The sequence below is a fragment of the Stenotrophomonas sp. K-6 genome, from assembly GCF_056861555.1.
In genome coordinates this window covers 237,460-258,512 of sequence record NZ_JBSPUC010000002.1, presented here as the reverse complement: position 1 = coordinate 258,512, position 21,053 = coordinate 237,460, and the positions used below count along the sequence as shown (strand labels likewise).

Sequence of the window (21,053 nt, the reverse complement as noted above, 5' to 3'; positions counted from 1 at the left end):
ACCCATGGCCGTCCTGATCCGAACCTCCCTGTCCACGCTGGTCGCCACGGCGCTGCTGTGCCCGGCGCTGGCCGCCGCGCAGTCCGCCAACCGCTACGACGGCACCACTCTGACCGGCGATTGGGGCGGCACCCGCACCTCGCTGGATGAACGCGGCATCCGGTTCCGCGGTGACTATGTCGGCGAAGCGATGGGGGTGGTCGACGGCGGTTACGGCCGCACCGGCGCGCGCTATGCCCAACAGGTGCGCGTGGGCGTGGACCTGGACATGGGCACGCTGGCCGGTTGGAGCGGCGGTGCATTCCACGTCACGCTCAATGACCGCCGCGGCAACAGCACCTCGTCCGATCTGGTCGGCAACCGCTTTCCGATCCAGGAAGCCTACGGTGGCCAGTACACCCGCCTCACCGAAGCCAGCTACGACCAGACCTTCAACGCCGGCCAGTCGTATTTCAAGCTGGGCTATTACGCAATGGGCAACCAGTTCGGCCTGCACAGCCTGCTGACCCACTTCGTCAACGCGGCCTTCTGCGCGCATCCGCTGGCGATGTCCGGCAACAGCGGCTGGTACAACTACCCCACGGCACGCTGGGGCGGTGAAGTGGCCCAGCAGGTCAGCCCGGCGTTGAACGTGCGCACCGGGTGGTTCCAGGTCAACCCGAACCTCGGCGGCAACATCGAACGCAACGCGTTCCGCCCGTTCGTGTCGGGCACCACCGGCTCGCTGTTCCCGCTGGAAGTGACCTGGACGCCGGACAAGGGCGGCACTCATCCGGGCGTGTACAAGTTCGGCGGCTACTACGACACCTCGCGGGTCAATCAACGTGGCCTGGATACCTCGCCGACCACGGGACGCCACGGCGCCTACGTGCTGGCCGAGCAGCGCTTGACCCGCGAAGCCGGTGATCCGCAGCGCGGACTGACCGCGTTCGCGCAGTACATGGTGTCCGATACCGATACCGCGCAGATCCGACGGTGGTACGCGCTGGGTGGCGTCTACCAGGGCATCGGCTCACGGGCGCAGGACAGCATCGCGCTCGGTTACGTCGGTGCGGACATCAACCGCCGCCTGGTCGATGCGCGCCGCGCCGATCTCGTCGGCATGGGCGTACCGGGCGATTCGCCGCTGTACCAGCTCAGCCAGGCCGAAGAACTGTTCGAACTGTCCTACAGCATCCAGGTCACGCCCTGGCTGATGATCCGCCCGGACGTGCAGTACATCGTCAATCCCGGCACGTTCGCCTATACCCGCACCGACAACGCCTGGGCGTTGGGTGTACAGACCAAGGTCACTTTCTGATGCGCGCGTTTACTCCCTATCTGTTGGCTGCCGTGCTGGGCGGCGTGGCATCCGTGGCGCAGGCCGCTCCGCCGGCGGTGACGCCGTTGCAGGTCGGTGCACTGCGCATCGGCGAAGGCGCGCCGCGCACCATCGTGCCGATCACCGGCGCCACCGCCGAACGGGCGCTGCAGCAGGCCGCCGCGATCGCCGCCAGCCCCTCCACCGACCTGGCCGAATGGCGCATCGATTACCTGGACATCGCCACCGATGGCACGGCGCTGGTCGCGCTCGGCAAGCGCATCGCGCGCACGCTGGACGGCAAGCCGATGATCGTCACCTTCCGTACCCAGGCCGAAGGCGGCAGCAAGCCGATCAGCGATGCGGACTACGCGGCGCTGTACAGCACGCTGCTGCACGGTGACGTCGCCCAGTTGATCGACGTGGAAATGTTCCGTGATCCGGCTCGGGTCGCGGCGCTGGTCGCGCAGGCGCACAAAGCCGGTGTGAAGGTGGTGATGTCCAGCCACGACTTCCACGCCACGCCGGCGCGCGAGGAGATCATCGCGCGGCTGCTGCGGCAGGACGCGATGGGCGCGGATGTGTTGAAGATCGCGGTGATGCCGCAGGACGCCGGCGACGTACTTACCCTCCTGGATGCCACCTGGCAGGTGCGCCAGCGCACCAGCAAGCCCCTGCTGACGATGTCCATGGGCGGCACCGGCGTGGTCTCGCGGCTGGCCGGTGAGACCTTCGGCCAGGCGCTGACCTTCGGCATGATCGGCACGCCGTCGGCGCCGGGCCAGGTCGAGGTCGAGCAGCTGCAGTCGGTGCTCCAGGTCATCCATGCCTCCAGCCAGGCCGGTCGCTGAGACCTCCCCGCCGGACACCTTTCGCATCACGTTGTCGCAGGAACCTTGTATGAGCCATGCCACCGCCGCCGCTTCCCCGCTCGTGCTCGAGCGGATGAGTCCCTTCCAGTGGACCGCCATCGCGATCTGCGTGCTGTTGAACATGCTCGATGGCTTCGATGTGATGGTGATGGCGTTCACGGCGCCGCACGTATCGGCCGACTGGGGGCTGTCGGGCGGGGTGTTGGGCATCATGCTCAGTGCCGGTCTGGTCGGGATGGCGTTGGGCTCGTTCCTGCTCGCACCGCTGGCCGACCGCTGGGGTCGCCGGCCGATGATCATGCTCTGCCTTGTGATCCTGACCGTGGGCATGGCCGCATCCGCGCTGGCCGCCAACGCTTGGCAGCTCGCCGCACTGCGTGTGTTCACCGGTATCGGCATCGGCGGCATGCTGGCCGGGGTAGGGGTGATCACGGCCGAGTATGCCAATGCGAAATGGCGCAGCACGGCGGTGGCGATGCAGGCGACCGGGTATCCCATCGGGGCCACCCTCGGCGGCCTGCTGGCCGCGTGGATGCTGGAACACTTCAGCTGGCATAGCGTGTTCCTGATCGGTGCCGGTGCCTCGCTGCTGTGCATTCCGCTAGTGCTCGCCTGCCTGCCCGAATCGCTGGATTTCCTGGTGGCGCGACGGCCGAAAGATGCGTTGCCGCGGCTCAATGCGCTGCTGGCGCGCATGCGCATGCCGGCCTTGCAGGCACTGCCACCGGTACCCGTGCGCGCGGATGGGCGCAAAGGCTACGCGGCGCTGTTCGTGGGCGACCTGCGCCGGGTGGCGGTGCTTATCGCGATGGCCTTCTTCCTGCACATGTTCGCGTTCTACTTCGTGCTGAGCTGGACGCCGAAGCTGCTGGTCTCCGCCGGCGTCTCGGCGCAGCAGGGCATCACCGGTGGCGTGCTGCTCAACCTCGGAGGCATTGTCGGCGGCAGTCTGTTCGGCTGGCTTGCCTCGCGCTGGGCACTGTCGCGGCTGACGGCCGCCAGCCTGGTGCTGGCCATGCTGGCGATGCTGCTGTTCGCCGGCTTCAACACCCGCCTGGAGATCGCGTTCCCGATCGCCTTCGTGATCGGCGCAGCGTTGTTCGGCGCGATGGCCGGCCTGTATGCCGCCGCGCCAGTGGTATTCGCGGCGGACGTACGCACCACGGGGCTCGGCTGGGCGATCGGCATCGGGCGCGTCGGCGCGATTCTTTCGCCGTTGAGCGTGGGCCTGCTGGTCGATGCGGGCTGGTCGCCGGCAGCACTGTACGTGCTGTGCGCGCTGCCGCTGGCCCTCGCCGCATGGGCCTGCCTGGGGCTGCGCGTGGGCGTTGGCCAGACGCGTACCTGAGCCCACCCGGAGAACCGCAATGGTGTGCGATTATCGAATCAAGTGGCCGAATATCGGATTGACCGCGCGACGCGCGCTCCGCACCATGGTCCCTTCCAGAGTCTTCCCGCACGTGGCCGCGCATCGCAGTGCGTGGCAAGGAGCAATGCAGTGATCGACAAGACCGTGGCCAGCGCTGACGCAGCGGTGGCCGATATCCACGACGGCGCAACGGTGATGATCGGCGGGTTCGGTACCGCCGGCATGCCTGACGCGCTGATCGATGCCTTGATCGCGCAGGGCGCGCGCGGGCTGACCATCATCAACAACAACGCCGGCAACGGTGACAGCGGGCTGGCCGCGCTGATCCAGCACAAGCGCGTGCGTCGCATCATCTGTTCGTTCCCGCGTCAGTCCGATTCGCAGCATTTCGATGCGGCGTACCGCGCCGGCGAGATCGAACTGGAACTGGTGCCACAGGGCAATCTGGCTGCGCGCATCCATGCGGCCGGGTCGGGACTGGGGGCGATCTTCACCCCCACCGGCTACGGCACCGAGCTTGCGCAGGGCAAGGAAACCCGCGAGATCGACGGTCGCCATTACGTGCTTGAGTACCCGCTGCATGCCGACTTCGCGCTGATCAAGGCGCATCACGGCGATCGCTGGGGCAACCTGGTCTACCGCAAGACCGCGCGCAATTTCGGCCCGCTGATGGCGATGGCCGCGCGCTGTGCGATCGTGCAGGTGGAATCGGTCGTGCCCTTGGGGGAACTCGATCCCGAGGCCGTGGTGACCCCGGGCATCTTCGTCCAGCGGGTGGTCGAACTGCCCGCGTCGACCACTGCAGGAGACCGCGCATGAACCGCCTCAGCCGCGACCAGATGGCCGCGCGCGTTGCGCGTGACATCCCGGAAGGTGCCTACGTCAATCTGGGCATCGGGCTGCCGACCACGGTGGCCAACTTCCTGCCGGCCGACAAGGAGATCTTCCTGCAGTCGGAGAACGGGCTGCTGGGCATGGGCCCTGCGCCGGCACCCGGTGAGGAGGATCCGGACCTGATCAACGCCGGCAAGCAGCCGGTGACGCTGCTGACCGGCGGCTGCTATTTCCACCATGCCGATTCGTTCGCGATGATGCGTGGCGGCCACCTGGACATCTGCGTGCTCGGTGCGTTCCAGGTATCGGCGCAGGGCGACCTGGCCAACTGGAGCACCGGTGCGGCCGATGCGATCCCGGCGGTGGGCGGCGCGATGGATCTGGCCATCGGTGCCAAGCAGGTGTTCGTGATGATGGACCTGCTGACCAAGCAGGGGCAGAGCAAGCTGGTGGCCGCGTGCAGCTATCCGCTGACCGGCCTGCGCTGCGTCTCGCGGGTCTATACCGATGTCGCCGTGTTCGACCTGGGCAAGGACGGCGCGACCGTGCTGGAGATGGTCGACGGGGTGACGCTGGCGCAGCTGCGCGAGCTGACCGGCTTGCCGCTGCAGATGAGTGAAGGAGCCTGACATGACCTTGCAGGACATCTATATCGTCGATGGTATCCGCACCCCGATCGGCCGCTACGCCGGCGCCCTGTCCGGCATCCGGGCCGACGACCTGGGCGCGCTCCCGATCAAAGCGCTGCTGGCACGCAACCCGCAGCTGGACCCGGCGCTGATCGAGGAGGTCTACCTGGGCTGTGCCAACCAGGCCGGCGAAGACAACCGCAACGTGGCGCGGATGAGCCTGCTGTTGGCCGGCTTGCCGGTCAACGTGCCGGGCAGCACCGTCAACCGGTTGTGTGGGTCGGGCCTGGATGCGATCGGCACGGTGGCCCGCGGCATTGCCGCCGGCGAACTCGGGCTGGCCATCGCCGGCGGGGTCGAATCGATGTCGCGCGCGCCGCTGGTGATGGGCAAGCCCGGTGCCGCGTTCGCACGCGATCAAACCCTGGAGGACACCACCATGGGCTGGCGCTTCATCAACCCCAGGCTGCGCGAGCTGCACGGCGTGGACACCATGGGCCAGACCGCGGAGAACGTCGCCGAGCGCTACGCGATTTCGCGCGAGGACCAGGATGCATTCGCGCTGCGCAGCCAGCAGCGCACCGCCGCGGCCCAGCAGCGCGGTTTCTTCGAGGGCGAGATCGTCGCGGTGGATGCGCCGGGCCGCAAGCGCGGCGAGAGCGTGCGCGTGGAGCACGACGAACACCCGCGTGCCGATACCACGATCGAGGCGCTGGGCAAGCTCAAGCCGCTGTTCCGTCAGCCCGGTACCGTCACCGCCGGCAATGCCTCGGGTATCAACGATGGGGCCGCTGCGCTGCTGCTGGCCTCCGGTGCGCAGGTGCAGGCGCTGGGTCTGACCCCGCGTGCGCGCATCCTCGGGTTTGCCAGCGCGGGCGTGGAGCCGGCGATCATGGGCATGGGCCCGGTGCCGGCCACGCGGCGCCTGCTGGCGAGGCTCGGGCTGGACATCGCCGATTTCGACGCGATCGAACTCAACGAGGCGTTCGCCTCGCAGGGGCTGGCCTGCCTGCGCGAGTTCGGGCTCCCCGACGATGCCGCGCACGTCAACGCCAACGGCGGCGCCATCGCGATCGGTCATCCGCTCGGGATGAGCGGGGCGCGGCTCGCGCTCACCCTGATGCGTCAGCTGGAGGCCAGCGGTGGCCGACGTGGCCTGGCCACCATGTGCATCGGTGTCGGCCAGGGCGTGGCGCTGGCGATCGAACGCGTCTGAATCCGTCTTCCTTTTTTCCGCTTCACGGCCGCTGTCGCCCCCGCGTGGCAGCGTGCCGTAGCACCACAGCCGCGGTCGTCCGGCCGCCCGCCAATCGGAGTACGCCATGAGCGATCCCACTGACCTGCGCGGTTACCGCAGGCCGTATCCCGGCTCCCAGCCGGACCGCATCCATCTGCCGTATGCGTCCACGCGCCTGCGCGGCCCCGGTCGCGATCCGATCCGGATCCCGGCCACCTTGTCCGAAGTGACCGGCCCCACCTTGGACCGCATCACCCTGGGCAAGCATGCGGCCGATCTGACCGCCGGCTTCAAGGGCCAGCCGCTGGGCGAGCGCATCGTGGTCAGTGGCCGTGTGCTGGATGAGAACGGCCGCCCGGTCCGCAATCGCGTGGTCGAGGTGTGGCAGTGCAACGCCGCCGGCCGTTACCTGCACAAGGGCGACCAGCACGACGCACCGCTGGACCCCAACTTCATCGGCACCGGCCAGGTGCTCACCGACGAACACGGCCGTTACCGCTTCACCACCATCAAGCCGGGCGCGTATCCGTGGCGCAACCACTTCAACGCGTGGCGGCCGGCGCACATCCATTTTTCGCTGCATGGCGAAGGTATCGGCCAGCGTCTGGTCACGCAGATGTACTTCCCCGGCGATCCGCTGCTGGAGTTCGATCCGATCTACAACTGCGTGGACGATGCCAAGGCGCGTGCGCGCATGGTGTCCTCGTTCGATTGGGAAAACACCGAGAACGAATTCGCGCTGGGTTATCGTTTCGACATCGTCTTGCGTGGTCGCAAGATGACCGTGTGGGAGTAAGCAGATGAGTTTCCAATCCACTCCATGGCAAACCGTAGGCCCGTACTACCGTCTGGGCCTGGAACCGCTGTACCGCACCGATATCGCGCCGGCACAGGCGCAGGGTGAGCGCGTGCAGGTGCAGGGGCAGGTGTTCGACGGCCTGGGCGTACCGGTCTCCGATGCCGTGCTGGAAATCTGGCAGGCCGATGCACAGGGCATCTATGCGCACCCGGAGGACCCGCGGCATGCCGATCATGATCCGGCGTTTGCCGGGTGGGGCAGAGTGCCGACCGATGAGCAGGGGCGCTTCGCCTTCACCACCGTGCGCCCCGGCAGCGTCGCAGGGCCCGGCGGGCAGGCACAGGCGCCGCACCTGATGGTGCTGGTCTTCATGCGTGGTCTGTTGCGGGCGGCCAGTGCGCGCCTGTATTTCAGCGACGCGCCCGGCAACGCCGAGGATCCGATCCTGGCGCTGGTGCCGGCCGAGCGTCGCGCCACCCTCATCGCACAGGCGCAGGGCAATGGCCTGTACCACTGGGACGTGCGCATGCAGGGCGAACACGAAACGGTCTTCTTCGATTACTGATCCGGGCCTGCACGTTGCGCCAACCTGGCGCGGGTAAGCTGGTTCCTACTGTGAATGGATGGCGCGTGATGAGCGATTCCTACTCCCTGCTCGGTGGCCTGTTCGGTGCGCCGGAGGTCGATGCGGTGTTCACCGACACCGCGCGGCTGCAGGCGATGCTCGATGTTGAGGCCGCGCTTGCGCGGGCGCAGGTGCGCTGTGGGGTGATCCCGGCGAACGCGCTGGGTCCGATCGAAGCGGCCTGCCGGGCCGAGCGGTACGAAGTGCCGGCGCTGGGCCGGGCCACCGCGCTGGCCGGCAATCCGGCCATTCCACTGGTCAAGGCGTTGACCGCGCAGGTCGGGCGGAACAGTGCCGAGGCCGCGCGCTGGGTGCATTGGGGCGCGACCAGCCAGGACATCATCGACACCGGTTCAGTGCTGCAGCTGCGTACCGCATTGACGTGGGTACAGGATCGTCTGCAGGTGCTGTGCGATGCCCTGGCCGCGTTGGCCGATGCCGAGCGCGATACCGGCTTGCCCGGCCGCACGCTGTTGCAGCAGGCGGTGCCGGTGACGTTCGGCTTGAAGGCCGCGGGCTGGCTCGATGCGCTGCAGCGCAGCCAGCGTCGCCTGCAGGCGTTGCGTGCCGATACGCTGGTGCTGCAGTTCGGCGGCGCCGCCGGAACGTTGGCGTCGCTGCAGACGCGCGGGCTGGACGTGGCGCAGGCCCTGGGCGAGGAACTTCAGTTGCCGGTGCCGGCTTTGCCCTGGCACACCGCGCGCGACCGCGTTGCCGAGTTCGGCGGCGTGTTCGCCCTGTTGACCGGCACGCTGGGCAAGATCGCCACCGATATCGTGCTGCTGATGCAGTCCGAGGTGGCCGAAGCGTTCGAGCCGGCCGCTGAGGGCAAGGGCGGCTCCTCCGCCATGCCGCACAAGCGCAACCCGGTCGGCTGCGTCGCGGCGATCGCTGCGGCCAGCCGGGTGCCGGGCTTGGTGTCCACCTTGTTCGCGGCGATGCCGCAGCCGCACGAGCGCGCGGCAGGGCAGTGGCATGCCGAGTGGGAAACCGTGCCGGAGATCGTGCGCCTATGCGCTGGAAGCCTGGCCCAGGTCACCGTAGTGGTGCAGGGGCTGCAGCTGGACCGTGCCCGCATGCAGGAGCACCTGGACAGCCACGGCGGTCTGCTCTACGCCGAGGCGGTGGCGGTGACGTTGGCCGAGACGCTGGGCAAATCCGCCGCGCACGCGCTGGTGGAACAGGCCGCACGCCAGGCGCTGGCCCAATCGCGGCACCTGCGTGAGGTACTGGCGCAGATGCCCGAGGTGACCGCGCAGCTGTCGCTGACGCAACTGGAGGCTCTGTTCGCACCGGACAGCTGGCGCGGCATGGCCGATACCTGGATCAACCGCGTGCTGGCACAGCGTTGATCCTTCTTTTTCCTGGAGTGTTGCATGCCGTTTCTTGAGCTGGACTCGCACCGCCTGCATTACCGCATAGATGGACCGGTCCAGGCGCCATGGCTGACGTTCTGCAACTCGCTGGGCACCGACCTGCACATGTGGGACCGGCAGGTCGAGGCGTTGTCGACGCAGTTCCGCATCCTGCGCTACGACCGCCGCGGGCATGGTCAGTCCAGCACACCGCCCGGTCTGTACAGCGTGGCGGAGCTGGGTGCAGACGTCGTTGCACTGTGGGATCACCTGAGCGTGCAGCGCAGCCATTTCTGCGGGCTTTCCATCGGCGGCCTGACCGGCCAGTGGCTGGGCGTGTACGTCAGTGAGCGCCTGCACACGCTGACGGTGGCCGCCACGGCCGCGAAGATCGGCACGCTGGACAGCTGGACTGCGCGCATTGCCCAGGTGCAACGCGATGGCCTGCTGCCGCTGCGCGAGGGAACGGCCGAGCGCTGGTTCACCCCGGCGTTTGCCCAGGCCGAGCCCGCCTTGGTGGAGGAGGTCCTGCAGCGCTTTGTCGCTACGGACGTGGACGGCTACGTCGGCTGCTGCCATGCCGTGGCCACGGCCGATTTCCGTGACCAACTCGAGCGCATCACCGTGCCGACCCTGGCGATCGCCGGCGACGACGACCCGGTGTGCCCACCGGCGGATCTGGATGCGATCGCGCAGGGCGTGGCCGATGGCCATTCCATCGCAGTGCCCGGGCGCCACATCTGCAACATCGAATCGGCCGACGCGTTCACCGCAGCGCTCGCCGCCCACCTTCGCTAGCGCGCCACCGATGGTCGGCACGCCCCCACCTCAGAACGAGCACCCCACAATGGACGAACAGGAACGTTACGAAGCTGGCCTGGCGGTACGCCGCGCCGTGCTCGGCGAAGCGCACGTGGAGCGCTCGCTGCAGGCACGCACTGATTTCACCGAGGAGTTCCAGGCGTTCATCACGCGAACCGCGTGGGGTACGGTCTGGACCCGGGATGGCCTGCCGCGGCACACGCGTTCGCTGCTGACCATCGTGATGATGGTGGCGCTGGGCCACGACGAAGAGTTCAAGCTGCACATCCGCGCCGCCCGCAACAACGGCGTCACCCCGGAGCAGATCAAGGAAGCGCTGCTGCAGGCGGCGATCTACTGCGGCGTGCCCGCCGCCAACCACGCCTTCGCGCTGGCCAAGCCGATCCTCGAAGAGCAGGCCGGCGAACACGCCGGCTGAGTTGCGTCAGTGCAGCAGGTTGCCCAGGCGCTGCGCCGCTTCGCGCAGCCGCGGCAGCAGCTGCGACTGCATCACGCCCAGGCTGATCCGTCCGGCCTGGGTGCCGATGTTGAGCGCGCCCACCACGGTGCCATTGCGCGCATGCACCGGCACGGCGATCGAGCGCAGCCCGATCTCCAGCTCCTGGTCCACCAGTGAAACGCCTTCGCGGCGCACGCGATCCAGCATGTCGAGGAAGTCCTCCATGCGGGTCACGGTACGCTCGGTACGCGGGCGCAGCGGATTGCGTTCCAGATAACTTTCCAGCGTGTCGCGCGGCAACGCTGCCAGCAGCACGCGGCCCATCGAGGTGCAGTACGCCGGCAGGCGACTGCCGGCACGCAGGCCGATCGACATGATCCGCACGGTCTCGGCGCGGGCCACATACAGCACGTCGTCACCATCGAGCACGCCCAGCGAGCAGGACTCATGTACGTCGTCGCGAAGGGCATCCAGCACGGGCTGTGCGGCGGCCGTCATCGACGAGGAGGCGACATAAGCGCCACCGATGCCGAGTACGCGCGGCAGCAGCACGAAGCCACGGCCCTGTTCGCCCACGTAGCCCAGCTTCTCCAGCGTATACAGCACGCGACGCACCGCCGCCCGCGAGATGCCGGTCTCGGTGCTGATCTGCGACATCGTCACTTCGCGCGGGTGCTGCGAAAACACACTCAGCACCACCAGGCCACGGCCAAGGGAGGTCATGAAATCCGGATCGCCCTGATTGTCCTGGATCTGCTGCATCAGCTCGTGGCTGAGCCCGCGATCCTGCGGTGGGGCAGGGGCGCGCTGGGGACGACGGCTGGGAGGTGCGGCAGACATGGCGGTGCTTCGTACTCGGTGATCGTGCATGGTAAGGGCTGCACGCAGCGAAGCGAAGCCGCCGCGCCACGGTCAGTGACCGTGGCGCGTGGGGCTCAGCGCGTCGCCGGCAGCGCGTAGGCGATCACGTAGTCACCGCGATCCGGCGACTGACGTGCACCGCCAGCCGAAATCACCACGTACTGGCGACCGGTTTTCGGCGACACATAGGTGATCGGCGTGCCCTGGCTGCCCACCGGCATGCGGGCCTTCCATACCTCTTCGCCGGTGCGGCTGTCATAGGCGCGCAGGTAGTAATCCTGGGTACCGGCGAAGAACAGCAATCCCGATTGCGTGGCCAGCGAACCGCCAAGCGTCGGCATGCCGATCGGAATCGGCAGGCGCATTTTGATGCCCATCGGTCCGGTGTCTTTCACCGTACCGACCGGCACCTGCCACACCAGTTCGTGGGTGGCCAGGTTGATCGCCGACATCGTGCCGAACGGCGGCTTCTGGCACGGGATGCCCAGCTTGGACAGGAAGCGATCCCGCAGGGAGCCATACGGTGTGCCGGTCTGCGAGGCCGCGCCCATCTCCACACCGCCTGCGCCTTCGGTCATCTGCGCGCGCGGAATGAGCTTGGTCCACAGGCCCAGGCGCATGTCGTTGACGAACAGGTAGCCGGTGGTCGGATCCACCGATGCGCTGCCCCAGTTCATGCCGCCCAGCGAACCGGGCCACTGCAGCGCGAGGTCTTCGCCCGGCGGGGTGAACATGCCCTCGTAACGGAAGCCCTTGAACTGGATGCGGCACAGCATCTGATCGATCGGCGTGGCGCCCCACATGTCCGATTCGGTCAGGGTCTGCGCACCGATCTGCGGCAGGCCGACCGACAGGCGCTGCGTCGGCGAGTAGCGCTCACCGTCAGCCTTGCCCTGCGGCGCCTTGATGTCGCGCACCTCGGTGATCGGCTGGCCGGTGGCGCGGTTGAGCATGAACACCTGCCCGGCCTTGGTGATCTGCAGCAGGGCGGGCAGGGTGCCGCCCTTGCCATCGGGTACGTCGGTCAAGGTCGGCTGCGCGGGCAGGTCGTAATCCCACAGATCGTGATGCACGGTCTGGTACACCCAGCGCTCTTTGCCGGTGGCCACATCCAGCGCCACCACCGCCGAGCTGTACTTGTCATCCTGCGGGGTGCGCTCGCCGGCCCACTGGTCAGGCGTGGTATTGCCGGTGGGCAGATAGACCAGGCCCAACTGCGGGTCATAGGCCATCGAGGTCCATACATTGGGCGTGGCCCGGGTGTAATGGATCGAGGGATCCAGCGGCACGTCCGGGGTTTCCTTGGACAGGTCCCAGACCCATGCCAGTGCACCGGTCCGCACGTTGTAGGCGCGCACCACACCGGACGGTTCACCGACCTCGATGTTGTCGGCCACGCGGCCGCCCACGATCACCAGCTCACCGGCCACCAGCGGCGCGGCAGTGAGGGTGTAGAAGCCGGGCTTGATCTCGCCCATGCCGCGCTTGAGGTCGACCACGCCGTTGTCGCCGAAATCGGTGCACGGTGCGCCGGTGGCGGCATCCAGCGCGAACAGGCGGGCGTCGATCGAGGTCATCAGGATGCGCTTTTCGCAGATCGCCGGTGTTGTGGCGGTCACGGCAGCGGAGGGTGCCTGTGGTGCTGCAGGCGAAGCGGTTTCGGACGATGCGGCCGCCGCCACAGTGGGCACGCCGTTCAACGGCAGCGCGGCATCGAAGTAGCCGAGCCCCCGGCAACGCTGCCAGTTCGGTGCAGTGGCCTTGGGGTCGAACGCCCAGCGCTGCTGGCCGCTGTCCACATCCATCGCGATCACCCGGTTGTGGGGCGTGCACAGATACAGGGTCTGACCGATCTGCAGTGGCGTGAGCTGGTCTTCGGCACCGAAGCCATCGCTCTGGGGCACATCGCCGGTGTGTGCGGTCCAGGCGACCTGCAGCTGCGCCACATTGGCGGGTGTGATCTGGTCCAGCGCGGCGAAGCGGGTGCCGGCGGTGGTGTTGCCCCAATGCATCCAGTCGCGCTGTTCGCTGCCCTTGGCCACCGGCACCACGGCCGGGCGTGCGCCCTGGGCGGTGACGACCGGGCGCGGCTGGAAGGCGGAGACCGCCGTGCCCAGCAGACCGACCAGCAGCAGCGCCGCGACGGCATACGCCGAGCGCCCGGCGGGCCGCCCACGGCCGCGCTTGAGTGCCGGCCAGGCCAGTGCCACCAGCATCGCCAGCACCGCCGGCATGACCAGTCGCGAGACCAGGGGCCAGAATTCCAGCCCGGCATCGGCCAGCGCCCACACCACGGTGGCGATGAAGGCCGCCGCGTACAGTGCCGCGCCCATCGGCCGCCGCAGGACCAGCAGCAGACCGGCCAGCAGCGATGCGCCGCCCATCAGCAGGAAATACCAGCTGCCGCCGAGCTGGACCAGGCGGACGCCGCCTACCAGCAACGCCAGCCCGAACAGCATCACCACGATGCCAAGCAGGACCAGCAGAGTGCGGCCCAGGGCCGACGGTTTCGTGTTCTTGTCCACGTTGCATGAACCTCTACAGGAAATCCGGTGCCGACCGGCACCGGACAGGCCCGCGCGCGCCGTGCGTGGCGGGGACCGTTGGTCGCTTCGCTGCTTATCGCGGAAGCGGGGTGAACAACCAGTTAGGGCGATTATCGCACGGGTGTGCGAATTCGAGGTGAGCGGATCAACGCATGGCGGGAACGCAGCAATGCCCTGGTGCCGGGGATCTGCAGGCCCCCGCCGAAGCGTTTACCCTATGCCACCCTGTTTGTTTCCAGACCCATGACCGAGTCTTCCGCCACGCCCGCCTGGGCCGGCCGCCTGCGCGACATCGCCGATTTCCCCAAGCCGGGCATCCTGTTCAAGGACATCATGCCGCTGCTCGCCGACGGCCCGGATTTCGCGGCCGCCATCGATGCGATGGTCGCGCCCTGGCGCGATGCCAACCTGCAGGCGGTCATGGGGATCGAGTCGCGCGGCTTCATCCTCGGCGCGGCCATGGCGCGGGTGCTGGGCGTGGGCTTCGTGCCGGTGCGCAAGCCGGGCAAGCTGCCCGGCAAGGTGCTGCGCCAGGACTACACCCTGGAATACCGCACCGACAGCATTGAGGTGCACGCTGATGCCTTGCCGGCCGGCGCACGCGTGCTGGTGATCGATGATGTGCTCGCCACGGGCGGCACCTTGCTGGCAGCGTTGTCGCTGGCGCGTCAGCTGCAGGTCGAAGTGGTCGGTGCGGCGGTGCTGGTGGAGCTGGCCGGCCTCGGTGGCCGCGACCGCTGGACGGATGACGTCCCCCTGCTGGCCAACCTGGTCTATTGAGCCGGGACTCCGCGCGGGCCTACCGCCCCTGGTAGTGCCGGCCGTTGGCCGGCACCTCAGACGTCGCGACGAAAGGGGAGCCGACCAGCGGTCGGCTCTCCCGCTCAGACATCCATCTTGCGGACGCGGAACCGACGACCCTTGATCTTGCCGGCCTCCAGCTGGGCGATTGCCCGGCCCGCATGTTCGCGCGCGATGGCCACGTACGAGCGCGTGGCGTAGATGTCGATCTTGCCGATGTACTTGGCCGCCAGCCCGGCATCGCCGGTCAGTGCGCCGAGGATGTCGCCCGGGCGCAGCTTGTCGGTCTTGCCGCCATCGATGCGCAGCGTGGTCATCGCCGCCTGCGGCAACACCGGCGGGCGTGCGGTGGCCAGCGGCGTCTTCTGCCAGTCCAGCGGCTTGCCCTGTGCGGCCTCCAGTGCATCGGCGCGGTTGCGCTCGCGATGCGTCACCAGGCTGATCGCCAGGCCCGTGGCACCGGCGCGGCCGGTGCGGCCGACGCGATGCTCGTAGGTTTCGATATCGGTCGGCAGCTCGTAATTGATCACTGCGGCCAGGTCCTGCACATCCAGCCCACGCGCGGCCACGTCGCTGGCAACCAGCACATTGCAGCTGCGGTTCGCGAAACGCACCAGCACTTCGTCGCGGTCGCGCTGTTCCATCTCACCGTGCAGCGGCAGTGCGGAGAAGCCGAACTGCTGCAGCGAAATCGCTACGTCGTCGACATCGCGGCGGGTGTTGCAGAACACCACGGCCGATTCCGGCGTGTACTTGAGCAGCAGGCCGGCCAGCGCCTTCTGCTTCAGTGCCAGCTCGGTCTCGCAGAACAGATGGCGGATCGCCGGCGCATGATCGGCGCCTTCCACGGTCACCTCCACCGGATCGCGCAGCAGCACGCGGGCGATCTCGCGGATCTCATCCGGGAAGGTCGCCGAGAACAGCAGTGTCTGGCGGTCCTTGCTGGTGCGCCCGGCGATCTCGCGGATCGGCTCTTCAAAGCCCATGTCGAGCATGCGGTCGGCTTCATCCAGCACCAAGGTGGTCACGCCACCCAGATGCAGCACGCGCTTGCGGCCCAGTTCCTGGATGCGCCCGGGGGTACCGACGACGACCTGCGGGTCGTGCGCTTCCAGCGAGGCCAGCTGCGGGCCCAGCGGCATGCCGCCGGTCAGCACCAGCAGTTTCAGGTTCGGAATGCCGGTGGCCAGCTTGCGGATCTGCTTGCCGACCTGGTCGGCCAGTTCGCGGGTCGGGCACAGCACCAGCGCCTGGGCGCGGGTCACGGATGGGTCCAGCGCCTGCAGCAGGCCCAGGCCGAAGGCGGCGGTCTTGCCGCTGCCGGTCGGGGCCTGTGCGATGACATCGCGGCGCTCAAGAATGGCCGGCAGGCTCTGGGCCTGCACGGGGGTGAGCGAGGTATAGCCCATGGCATCGATGCCGGGCAGCAGCGCTGGTTTCAGCGGCAGGGAGGAGAATTCAGACATGCGGTAGTGTCGCAGAAGTCCGCCCGGCGTGCCTCAGCCCAGCAGCGCGTGCGCGCCCAGATTGATCCCCAGCCCCCCCACCAGCAGCCAGCCGAACAGCAGCAGCGCCAACAGCAGCGGCTTCATCCCGGCCCTGCGCAGCGCCGAGGCATGCGTAGTCAGGCCGAGCGCGGCCATCGCCATCGCCAGCAGCACGGTGTCCAGATCGATCGCCGCACTGACCACCGCCGCCGGCAGCATCTTCAGCGAATTGAGTCCGGCCACCGCCACGAAGCCGAACGCGAACCAGGGCACCACGATCTTCACGCGTTGGCCGACCGCGCCAGGCGTACCACCGCGCGCCAGCAGCACCGACAGTGCGACCAGGAACGGCGCCAGCATCATCACCCGCACCATCTTGGCGATCACGGCCGTGTCGGCGGCAGGCTCGCTCACCGCGCGACCGGCGGCGACCACCTGGGCGACCTCGTGCACGGTCGAGCCGGTGAACACGCCATACGTCTGCGCGCTCATCGCGATCCACCCGTGCGTGAGGTTGAGCTGGTAGAGCGCCGGGTACACGAACATCGCGAGCGTGCCGAACACCACCACGGTGGAGACCGCCACGGTCACCTGTTCCGCGCGCCCGCGCACGACCGGCTCGGCCGCCATCACCGCCGCCGCACCGCAGATCGAGCTGCCGGCGCCGATCAGCAGGGCGCTCTGCTGATCGAGCCCGAACCACCGCGTCCCGGCCCACCAGGCCAGCACGAACGTGCTGGTCAGCACCAGCGCATCGATCAGCACCCCGCCGACACCGACCTGGCCGATGTCCTGGAAGGTCAGGCGCAGGCCGTACAACACGATGCCCGCCCGCAGCAGCCAGTGCTTGGAAAACCCCACCCCGGCGCCGGCATGGGCCGCCAGCCGCGGATAAACGGTGTTGCCCACGGCAATGCCGAGCATGATGGCCAGGGTCAGCGCGCTGATGCCGTGCGCCTGTAACCACGGCAGCGGTGCCAGTCCCATGGCCGCTGCAGCCACCGCGCCGGTCAGCAGCAGCCCGGGCAGGCGGCTGCGCCAGCGTTGGGCGTTGGTGGAGCAGGGCAGGGCGGCGGCAGAGCTGTTCACAGGTGTCTCCAGTCAGATCACCTTCCTAGCCTGCGCGCCGTTGATGAACCTGTAAAACGAATTGTTTATGTCATTTCGACCTGTTTGGTGCGTTAATTGGCGGCATGCACCTCACCCTTCGCCAATGGCAGGTTTTTGTGTCCATCGCCGACGCCGGCACGACGGCTGCGGCGGGAGCGCAGCTGGCGTTGTCGCAATCGGCCACCAGCGCTGCCCTCAATGAGCTGGAAAGCCAGCTCGCCGGCCCGCTGTTCGACCGGATCGGGCGCCGGCTGGTGCTCAACGCGCAGGGGCGGGCGCTGCTGGATCCCGCCCGCGCGCTGCTGTCCGCCGCCGTCGATCTGGAGCGGCTGGCCGGCGTCGGGCAGATCCAAACCGGTGCGCAGCCCCTGCTGCTGCGGCTTGGGGCCAGCACCACGATCGGCAACTACCTGCTGCCGACCCGCGTCGCCGCGCTGCTGGCCGACAATCCGCAGGCCCAGGTCGACCTGCGGATCGGCAACAGCGCCGACGTGGTCGCCGCAGTCCAGCGGCTGGAGGTGGATCTGGGCCTGATTGAAGGCCCGTGCCACGAAAGCGGCCTGCAGGTGCTGCCGTGGCAGCGCGATGAACTGGTCATCGTGGCCGCGCCGGGAACGACGCCGGCCTGCATGGATGTCGCGGCGCTGGCGCAGGCCCGCTGGCTGCTGCGCGAGCCGGGCTCGGGCACCCGCGAGGCGGTCGAGCAGGCGCTGTTGCCGCACCTGCACCACTTCGCCCGTTCCATGCAGCTGGGCAGCACCGAGGCGATCAAGCAGGCGGCGGCGGCCGGGCTTGGCCTGGCGTGCCTGTCGCGGCAGGCGGTGGCCGATCTGCTTGCGCTGGGGAGGCTGACCGAGGTGGACACGCCGGTGCCGCCCATGTCGCGCCAGCTGTGGCTGGTACGCCATCCCGGCAAGCGGGTGCCGCCGGCGCTGGGGGAACTGCTGGGGCTGCCTGCGGACGCGTTCGGTCAGCAGTAAGCGACGCCGCGCATCGCCAGACCGTACAATGGTCGGATGCCTCTGATTACTCTGCAAAACGTCGACTTCAGCGTCGGCGGCCCCCTGTTGCTGGAAAAAGCCGAACTGTCGATCGAGCCGGGCGAGCGTATCGCCCTGATCGGGCGCAACGGCGCCGGCAAATCGACCCTGCTCAAACTGCTGTCCGGCGATCACAAGCCCGATGATGGCGAAGTCCGCGTGCAGCAGGGGGTGCGCATCACCCGCCTGGAACAGGAGGTGCCGCACGGCGCCGCCGGCAGCGTGTTCGACGTGGTCGCCGATGGCCTGGGCGAACTGGGCCAGTGGCTGGCCGAGTTCCACCACCTGAGCATGGCCGACGATTTCGACGGCGATGCGCTCTCGGCGGTGCAGGCCAAGATCGATGCCGCCAACGGCTGGGGCCTGGACCAGCGCGTCAGCGAAACCCTGACCAAGCTCGACCTGGACGGCGATGCCGAATTCGCGCGCCTGTCCGGCGGCATGAAGCGCCGCGTGCTGCTCGGCCGCGCGCTGGTGTCCTCGCCGGATCTGCTGCTGCTCGACGAACCGACCAACCACCTGGACATCGAAGCCATCGACTGGCTCGAAATGTTCCTCAAGAACTGGAACGGCAGCGTGGTGTTCGTCACCCATGACCGCCGCTTCCTGCGTGCACTGGCTACCCGCATCGTCGAGATCGACCGCGGCCAGGTCACCAGCTGGCCGGGCGACTGGGCCAACTACGAACGCCGCCGCGAAGAGCGCATGAACGCGCAGGCGCAGGAAAACGCGCGCTTCGACAAACTGCTCGCGCAGGAAGAAATCTGGATCCGCCAGGGCATCAAGGCGCGCCGCACCCGCGATGAAGGCCGTGTGCGCCGCCTCAAGGCAATGCGCAACGATCGCTCGCAGCGCCGCGAACTTGGCGGCAACGTGCGCATGGAAGCGGCGCAGGCGGAGAACTCCGGCAAGAAGGTGATCGACGTCAAGGACATCTCGTTCGCCTTCGGCGAGCGCGTGATGGTCAAGGACTTCAGCACCGTCATCCTGCGCGGCGACCGCATCGGCCTGATCGGGCCGAACGGCAGCGGCAAGACCACGCTGCTCAAGCTGCTGCTGGGCGACCTGCAGCCGCAGAGCGGCGAAGTGCGTGCCGGTACCAACCTGCAGATCGCCTACTTCGACCAGTACCGTGCGGTGCTGCGCGAAGACTGGACCGCGATCGAGAACGTGGCCGAGGGCCGTGATTTCATCGAGTTCAACGGCAAGCGCAAGCACGTGCATGCCTACCTGCAGGACTTCCTGTTCTCGCCCGAGCGCGCCCGCGCACCGATCACCCGTTTGTCCGGTGGTGAGCGCAACCGCCTGCTGCTGGCCAAGCTGTTCGCGCAGCCGTCCAACCTGCTGGTGATGGATGAACCGACCAACGATCTGGACGTGGAAACCCTCGAGCTGCTCGAAGAGCTGCTGAGTGATTACACCGGCACGTTGCTGCTGGTCAGCCATGACCGTGACTTCCTGGACAACGTGGTGACCTCCACGATGGTGATGGAAGGCGATGGCGTGGTCGGCGAGTATGTGGGCGGCTATACCGATTGGCAGCGCCACGCCGCACGCGTGGCCGCCGCGGCTGCGTCCGCGCCCGTAGTGTCCGCCAAGCCGGTTGCTGCGGCCGCTGCCGCTGCCGCGCCGGCCGAGCCCAAGCGCAAGCTGAGCTACAAGGACGCGCGCGAGCTGGAACAGCTGCCGTTGAAGATCGAAACGCTGGAGAAGGACGTCGAAGGCCTCACCGCCGCGATGAACGACCCGGCGTTCTATCAGCGCAGCGCGCCCGACATGGCCGCGCACAATGCGAAGCTCGCCAAGGTGCAGGCCGAGTTGGATGCGGCGTACGCCCGCTGGGAAGAACTGGACGCCTGATCCGGCGATCGTTGTAGAGCCGACCGTTGGTCGGCTCTACCGCCGTCATTTCAAGCCGTGCAGATCCCGAAGCTGGGTCGGCCGTGAGCCGAAATACGCGGCCAGATCGGCGATGTCCTGATCACTCAGGTCGGTCGCCTGCGGGGTCATCAGCGCGTGCTGGCGGTCCCCCGCGCGGTAGGCCTGCAGGCTGTGCGCCAGGTAATCCCCGTACTGCCCACCCAGTTTCGGATAGGTCGGGTCGATCGGCTTGTTGCCGTCCGCCCCGTGGCAGTCGATGCAGCTTTGGCCGGTGGCTTTGCCCTTGACCTGGGCACGTGCCTCACCGGCAGCGATGCGGCCGGCCGGCAGGCCGGCGGAGGAGCCGGACCCGTGTTCACCACTGGCGTGGCCCGGATCGGCGGCGGAATCTGCGCTGTTCTCCACCTGTGACTGCGAGCATGCAGTCATCAGCAGGGCAACGGACAGGGCGATGGCGTAACGCTGGAGTGGCGTGGCTTTCGACATGAGCGCGCTTATTTGACGGTGGACAGGTAAACAGCGAGATCGGCGATCTCCTGTTCGCTGAAACTCATCGACTGCGCCTGCATCGTCGGATGCTTGCGCTTGCCGTGGCGGTACTCGGTCAGCGCCTGGCTGAGGTACTCACGGGTCTGCCCGCCGATCTTGGGCACTTTGTAGCTGGGGTAGGCGTTCTTGTACCCGGTGATGCCGTGGCACCCCTGGCACGTGTACGCCAGGACCCGGCCATTGTCGAACCGGCCGGTGACGGCGGCAGGCGCCGGCGCGCTGGCAGCCGGAGCGGGGGTGGCGGGTACTGCAGGAGCGGGTGTTGCGGCCTGTGCGGCGGCCCCGAGGGGCAGGAGGACGGCCAGAGCGAGACAAGCGGCGAGCGGCTGCGGGCGCATGATGTCCTTTTCCGATAAACGGGTCTGGTCGTTCCGGCGTGGGGTACGGAACTGGGCCGAGTATAGCCTGCCATTTCATCTAGCTGAAACCGGGGTCGGAAAGCCATCGTCACAGGTCACCATGACCTTTGGGATATGGTGTGGTCGTGACGTGGTGCA

Annotated in this window: 20 protein-coding genes; 14 read left to right on the top strand and 6 right to left on the bottom strand. The window is 68.0% G+C overall.

Features of this window, described 5'->3' with window-relative positions; genetic code table 11:
- The first annotated feature begins 4 nt into the window (after window positions 1–4).
- The 11 genes from AC13F7_RS06505 (at window position 5) to pcaC (ending at window position 10,260) form a co-directional block, all read left to right on the top strand.
- On the top strand, window positions 5–1,300 hold the full coding sequence (locus AC13F7_RS06505; protein WP_482999628.1) for a carbohydrate porin: 1,296 nt from the start codon (window positions 5–7) through the stop codon (window positions 1,298–1,300).
- A complete protein-coding gene (gene aroD / locus AC13F7_RS06500) occupies window positions 1,300–2,151 on the top strand; it encodes a type I 3-dehydroquinate dehydratase (protein ID WP_482999627.1) in 852 nt (283 codons plus the stop codon). The genes AC13F7_RS06505 and aroD overlap by 1 nt, the downstream gene beginning before the upstream one ends.
- Before the next feature lie 49 nt (window positions 2,152–2,200).
- Window positions 2,201–3,520 (top strand): MFS transporter, encoded by a 1,320-nt coding sequence (locus AC13F7_RS06495; RefSeq protein ID WP_482999626.1) that lies wholly within the window; start codon window positions 2,201–2,203, stop codon window positions 3,518–3,520.
- Window positions 3,521–3,670: 150 nt separating this feature from the next.
- Complete coding sequence (locus AC13F7_RS06490) at window positions 3,671–4,360, top strand: 3-oxoacid CoA-transferase subunit A (RefSeq protein ID WP_123729033.1); 690 nt, start codon at window positions 3,671–3,673, stop codon at window positions 4,358–4,360.
- Complete coding sequence (locus tag AC13F7_RS06485; protein WP_482999625.1) at window positions 4,357–5,004, top strand: 3-oxoacid CoA-transferase subunit B; 648 nt, start codon at window positions 4,357–4,359, stop codon at window positions 5,002–5,004. The genes AC13F7_RS06490 and AC13F7_RS06485 overlap by 4 nt, the downstream gene beginning before the upstream one ends.
- A 1-nt stretch (window position 5,005) precedes the next feature.
- Window positions 5,006–6,220 (top strand): 3-oxoadipyl-CoA thiolase, encoded by a 1,215-nt coding sequence (gene pcaF, locus AC13F7_RS06480; RefSeq protein ID WP_482999624.1) that lies wholly within the window; start codon window positions 5,006–5,008, stop codon window positions 6,218–6,220.
- Between the two features lie 106 nt (window positions 6,221–6,326).
- Window positions 6,327–7,037 carry a protocatechuate 3,4-dioxygenase subunit beta gene (gene pcaH, locus AC13F7_RS06475; protein WP_482999623.1) on the top strand — a complete coding sequence of 237 codons (711 nt, stop codon included), beginning with the start codon at window positions 6,327–6,329 and terminating at the stop codon, window positions 7,035–7,037.
- Window positions 7,038–7,041: 4 nt separating this feature from the next.
- Window positions 7,042–7,605, top strand: a complete 564-nt coding sequence (gene pcaG / locus AC13F7_RS06470; protein WP_482999622.1) for a protocatechuate 3,4-dioxygenase subunit alpha — start codon at window positions 7,042–7,044, stop codon at window positions 7,603–7,605.
- 68 nt (window positions 7,606–7,673) lie between these two features.
- Complete coding sequence (locus AC13F7_RS06465; protein WP_482999621.1) at window positions 7,674–9,017, top strand: 3-carboxy-cis,cis-muconate cycloisomerase; 1,344 nt, start codon at window positions 7,674–7,676, stop codon at window positions 9,015–9,017.
- Between the two features lie 24 nt (window positions 9,018–9,041).
- Entirely contained in the window at window positions 9,042–9,818 is a 777-nt protein-coding gene (gene pcaD / locus AC13F7_RS06460; protein ID WP_482999620.1) for a 3-oxoadipate enol-lactonase, read from the top strand.
- Window positions 9,819–9,867: 49 nt separating this feature from the next.
- Window positions 9,868–10,260, top strand: coding sequence for a 4-carboxymuconolactone decarboxylase (gene pcaC, locus AC13F7_RS06455; RefSeq protein WP_482999619.1), 393 nt, complete (start codon window positions 9,868–9,870; stop codon window positions 10,258–10,260).
- A 6-nt stretch (window positions 10,261–10,266) separates the two neighbouring features.
- On the opposite strand, the gene AC13F7_RS06450 is transcribed toward pcaC, so the two are convergent.
- Entirely contained in the window at window positions 10,267–11,121 is an 855-nt protein-coding gene (locus tag AC13F7_RS06450; protein WP_482999618.1) for an IclR family transcriptional regulator domain-containing protein, read from the bottom strand.
- Between the two features lie 95 nt (window positions 11,122–11,216).
- Window positions 11,217–13,667, bottom strand: a complete 2,451-nt coding sequence (locus AC13F7_RS06445) for a membrane-bound PQQ-dependent dehydrogenase, glucose/quinate/shikimate family (RefSeq protein ID WP_482999617.1) — start codon at window positions 13,665–13,667, stop codon at window positions 11,217–11,219.
- A gap of 264 nt (window positions 13,668–13,931) precedes the next feature.
- Between AC13F7_RS06445 and AC13F7_RS06440 the strand changes: the two genes are divergently transcribed.
- On the top strand, window positions 13,932–14,468 hold the full coding sequence (locus AC13F7_RS06440; protein ID WP_123729042.1) for an adenine phosphoribosyltransferase: 537 nt from the start codon (window positions 13,932–13,934) through the stop codon (window positions 14,466–14,468).
- Window positions 14,469–14,572: 104 nt separating this feature from the next.
- Here the strand turns inward: AC13F7_RS06440 and dbpA are convergent, their stop codons facing one another.
- Together dbpA and AC13F7_RS06430 are read right to left on the bottom strand one after the other, a co-directional pair.
- Window positions 14,573–15,955, bottom strand: coding sequence for an ATP-dependent RNA helicase DbpA (dbpA, locus tag AC13F7_RS06435; protein ID WP_346470433.1), 1,383 nt, complete (start codon window positions 15,953–15,955; stop codon window positions 14,573–14,575).
- Between the two features lie 33 nt (window positions 15,956–15,988).
- Window positions 15,989–17,065, bottom strand: a complete 1,077-nt coding sequence (locus AC13F7_RS06430) for a YeiH family protein (RefSeq protein ID WP_482999616.1) — start codon at window positions 17,063–17,065, stop codon at window positions 15,989–15,991.
- Between the two features lie 104 nt (window positions 17,066–17,169).
- Between AC13F7_RS06430 and AC13F7_RS06425 the strand changes: the two genes are divergently transcribed.
- Together AC13F7_RS06425 and AC13F7_RS06420 are read left to right on the top strand one after the other, a co-directional pair.
- Entirely contained in the window at window positions 17,170–18,066 is an 897-nt protein-coding gene (locus AC13F7_RS06425) for a LysR family transcriptional regulator (RefSeq protein WP_482999615.1), read from the top strand.
- 36 nt (window positions 18,067–18,102) lie between these two features.
- Window positions 18,103–19,986 carry an ATP-binding cassette domain-containing protein gene (locus AC13F7_RS06420; RefSeq protein WP_123729046.1) on the top strand — a complete coding sequence of 628 codons (1,884 nt, stop codon included), beginning with the start codon at window positions 18,103–18,105 and terminating at the stop codon, window positions 19,984–19,986.
- A gap of 45 nt (window positions 19,987–20,031) precedes the next feature.
- Here the strand turns inward: AC13F7_RS06420 and AC13F7_RS06415 are convergent, their stop codons facing one another.
- The gene (locus AC13F7_RS06415; protein ID WP_019183110.1) at window positions 20,032–20,493 is read right to left on the bottom strand and encodes a c-type cytochrome; all 462 of its coding nucleotides are present in this window, start codon (window positions 20,491–20,493) and stop codon (window positions 20,032–20,034) included.
- A gap of 8 nt (window positions 20,494–20,501) precedes the next feature.
- Entirely contained in the window at window positions 20,502–20,894 is a 393-nt protein-coding gene (locus tag AC13F7_RS06410) for a c-type cytochrome (protein ID WP_482999614.1), read from the bottom strand.
- Between the last annotated feature and the right edge of the window lie 159 nt (window positions 20,895–21,053).

Excerpts from the sequence above, each read along its gene's own strand:
- pcaC (WP_482999619.1), top strand. The coding sequence starts at position 9,868 with ATGGACGAACAGGAACGTTACGAAGCTGGCCTGGCGGTACGCCGCGCC.
- pcaH (WP_482999623.1), top strand. The coding sequence starts at position 6,327 with ATGAGCGATCCCACTGACCTGCGCGGTTACCGCAGGCCGTATCCCGGC.
- AC13F7_RS06425 (WP_482999615.1), top strand. The coding sequence starts at position 17,170 with ATGCACCTCACCCTTCGCCAATGGCAGGTTTTTGTGTCCATCGCCGAC.
- AC13F7_RS06420 (WP_123729046.1), top strand. The coding sequence starts at position 18,103 with ATGCCTCTGATTACTCTGCAAAACGTCGACTTCAGCGTCGGCGGCCCC.
- AC13F7_RS06440 (WP_123729042.1), top strand. The coding sequence starts at position 13,932 with ATGACCGAGTCTTCCGCCACGCCCGCCTGGGCCGGCCGCCTGCGCGAC.
- AC13F7_RS06495 (WP_482999626.1), top strand. The coding sequence starts at position 2,201 with ATGAGCCATGCCACCGCCGCCGCTTCCCCGCTCGTGCTCGAGCGGATG.
- dbpA (WP_346470433.1), bottom strand. The coding sequence starts at position 15,955 with ATGTCTGAATTCTCCTCCCTGCCGCTGAAACCAGCGCTGCTGCCCGGC.
- pcaG (WP_482999622.1), top strand. The coding sequence starts at position 7,042 with ATGAGTTTCCAATCCACTCCATGGCAAACCGTAGGCCCGTACTACCGT.
- AC13F7_RS06465 (WP_482999621.1), top strand. The coding sequence starts at position 7,674 with ATGAGCGATTCCTACTCCCTGCTCGGTGGCCTGTTCGGTGCGCCGGAG.
- aroD (WP_482999627.1), top strand. The coding sequence starts at position 1,300 with ATGCGCGCGTTTACTCCCTATCTGTTGGCTGCCGTGCTGGGCGGCGTG.
- AC13F7_RS06415 (WP_019183110.1), bottom strand. The coding sequence starts at position 20,493 with ATGTCGAAAGCCACGCCACTCCAGCGTTACGCCATCGCCCTGTCCGTT.
- AC13F7_RS06505 (WP_482999628.1), top strand. The coding sequence starts at position 5 with ATGGCCGTCCTGATCCGAACCTCCCTGTCCACGCTGGTCGCCACGGCG.
- AC13F7_RS06485 (WP_482999625.1), top strand. The coding sequence starts at position 4,357 with ATGAACCGCCTCAGCCGCGACCAGATGGCCGCGCGCGTTGCGCGTGAC.
- AC13F7_RS06450 (WP_482999618.1), bottom strand. The coding sequence starts at position 11,121 with ATGTCTGCCGCACCTCCCAGCCGTCGTCCCCAGCGCGCCCCTGCCCCA.
- pcaF (WP_482999624.1), top strand. The coding sequence starts at position 5,006 with ATGACCTTGCAGGACATCTATATCGTCGATGGTATCCGCACCCCGATC.
- AC13F7_RS06410 (WP_482999614.1), bottom strand. The coding sequence starts at position 20,894 with ATGCGCCCGCAGCCGCTCGCCGCTTGTCTCGCTCTGGCCGTCCTCCTG.
- pcaD (WP_482999620.1), top strand. The coding sequence starts at position 9,042 with ATGCCGTTTCTTGAGCTGGACTCGCACCGCCTGCATTACCGCATAGAT.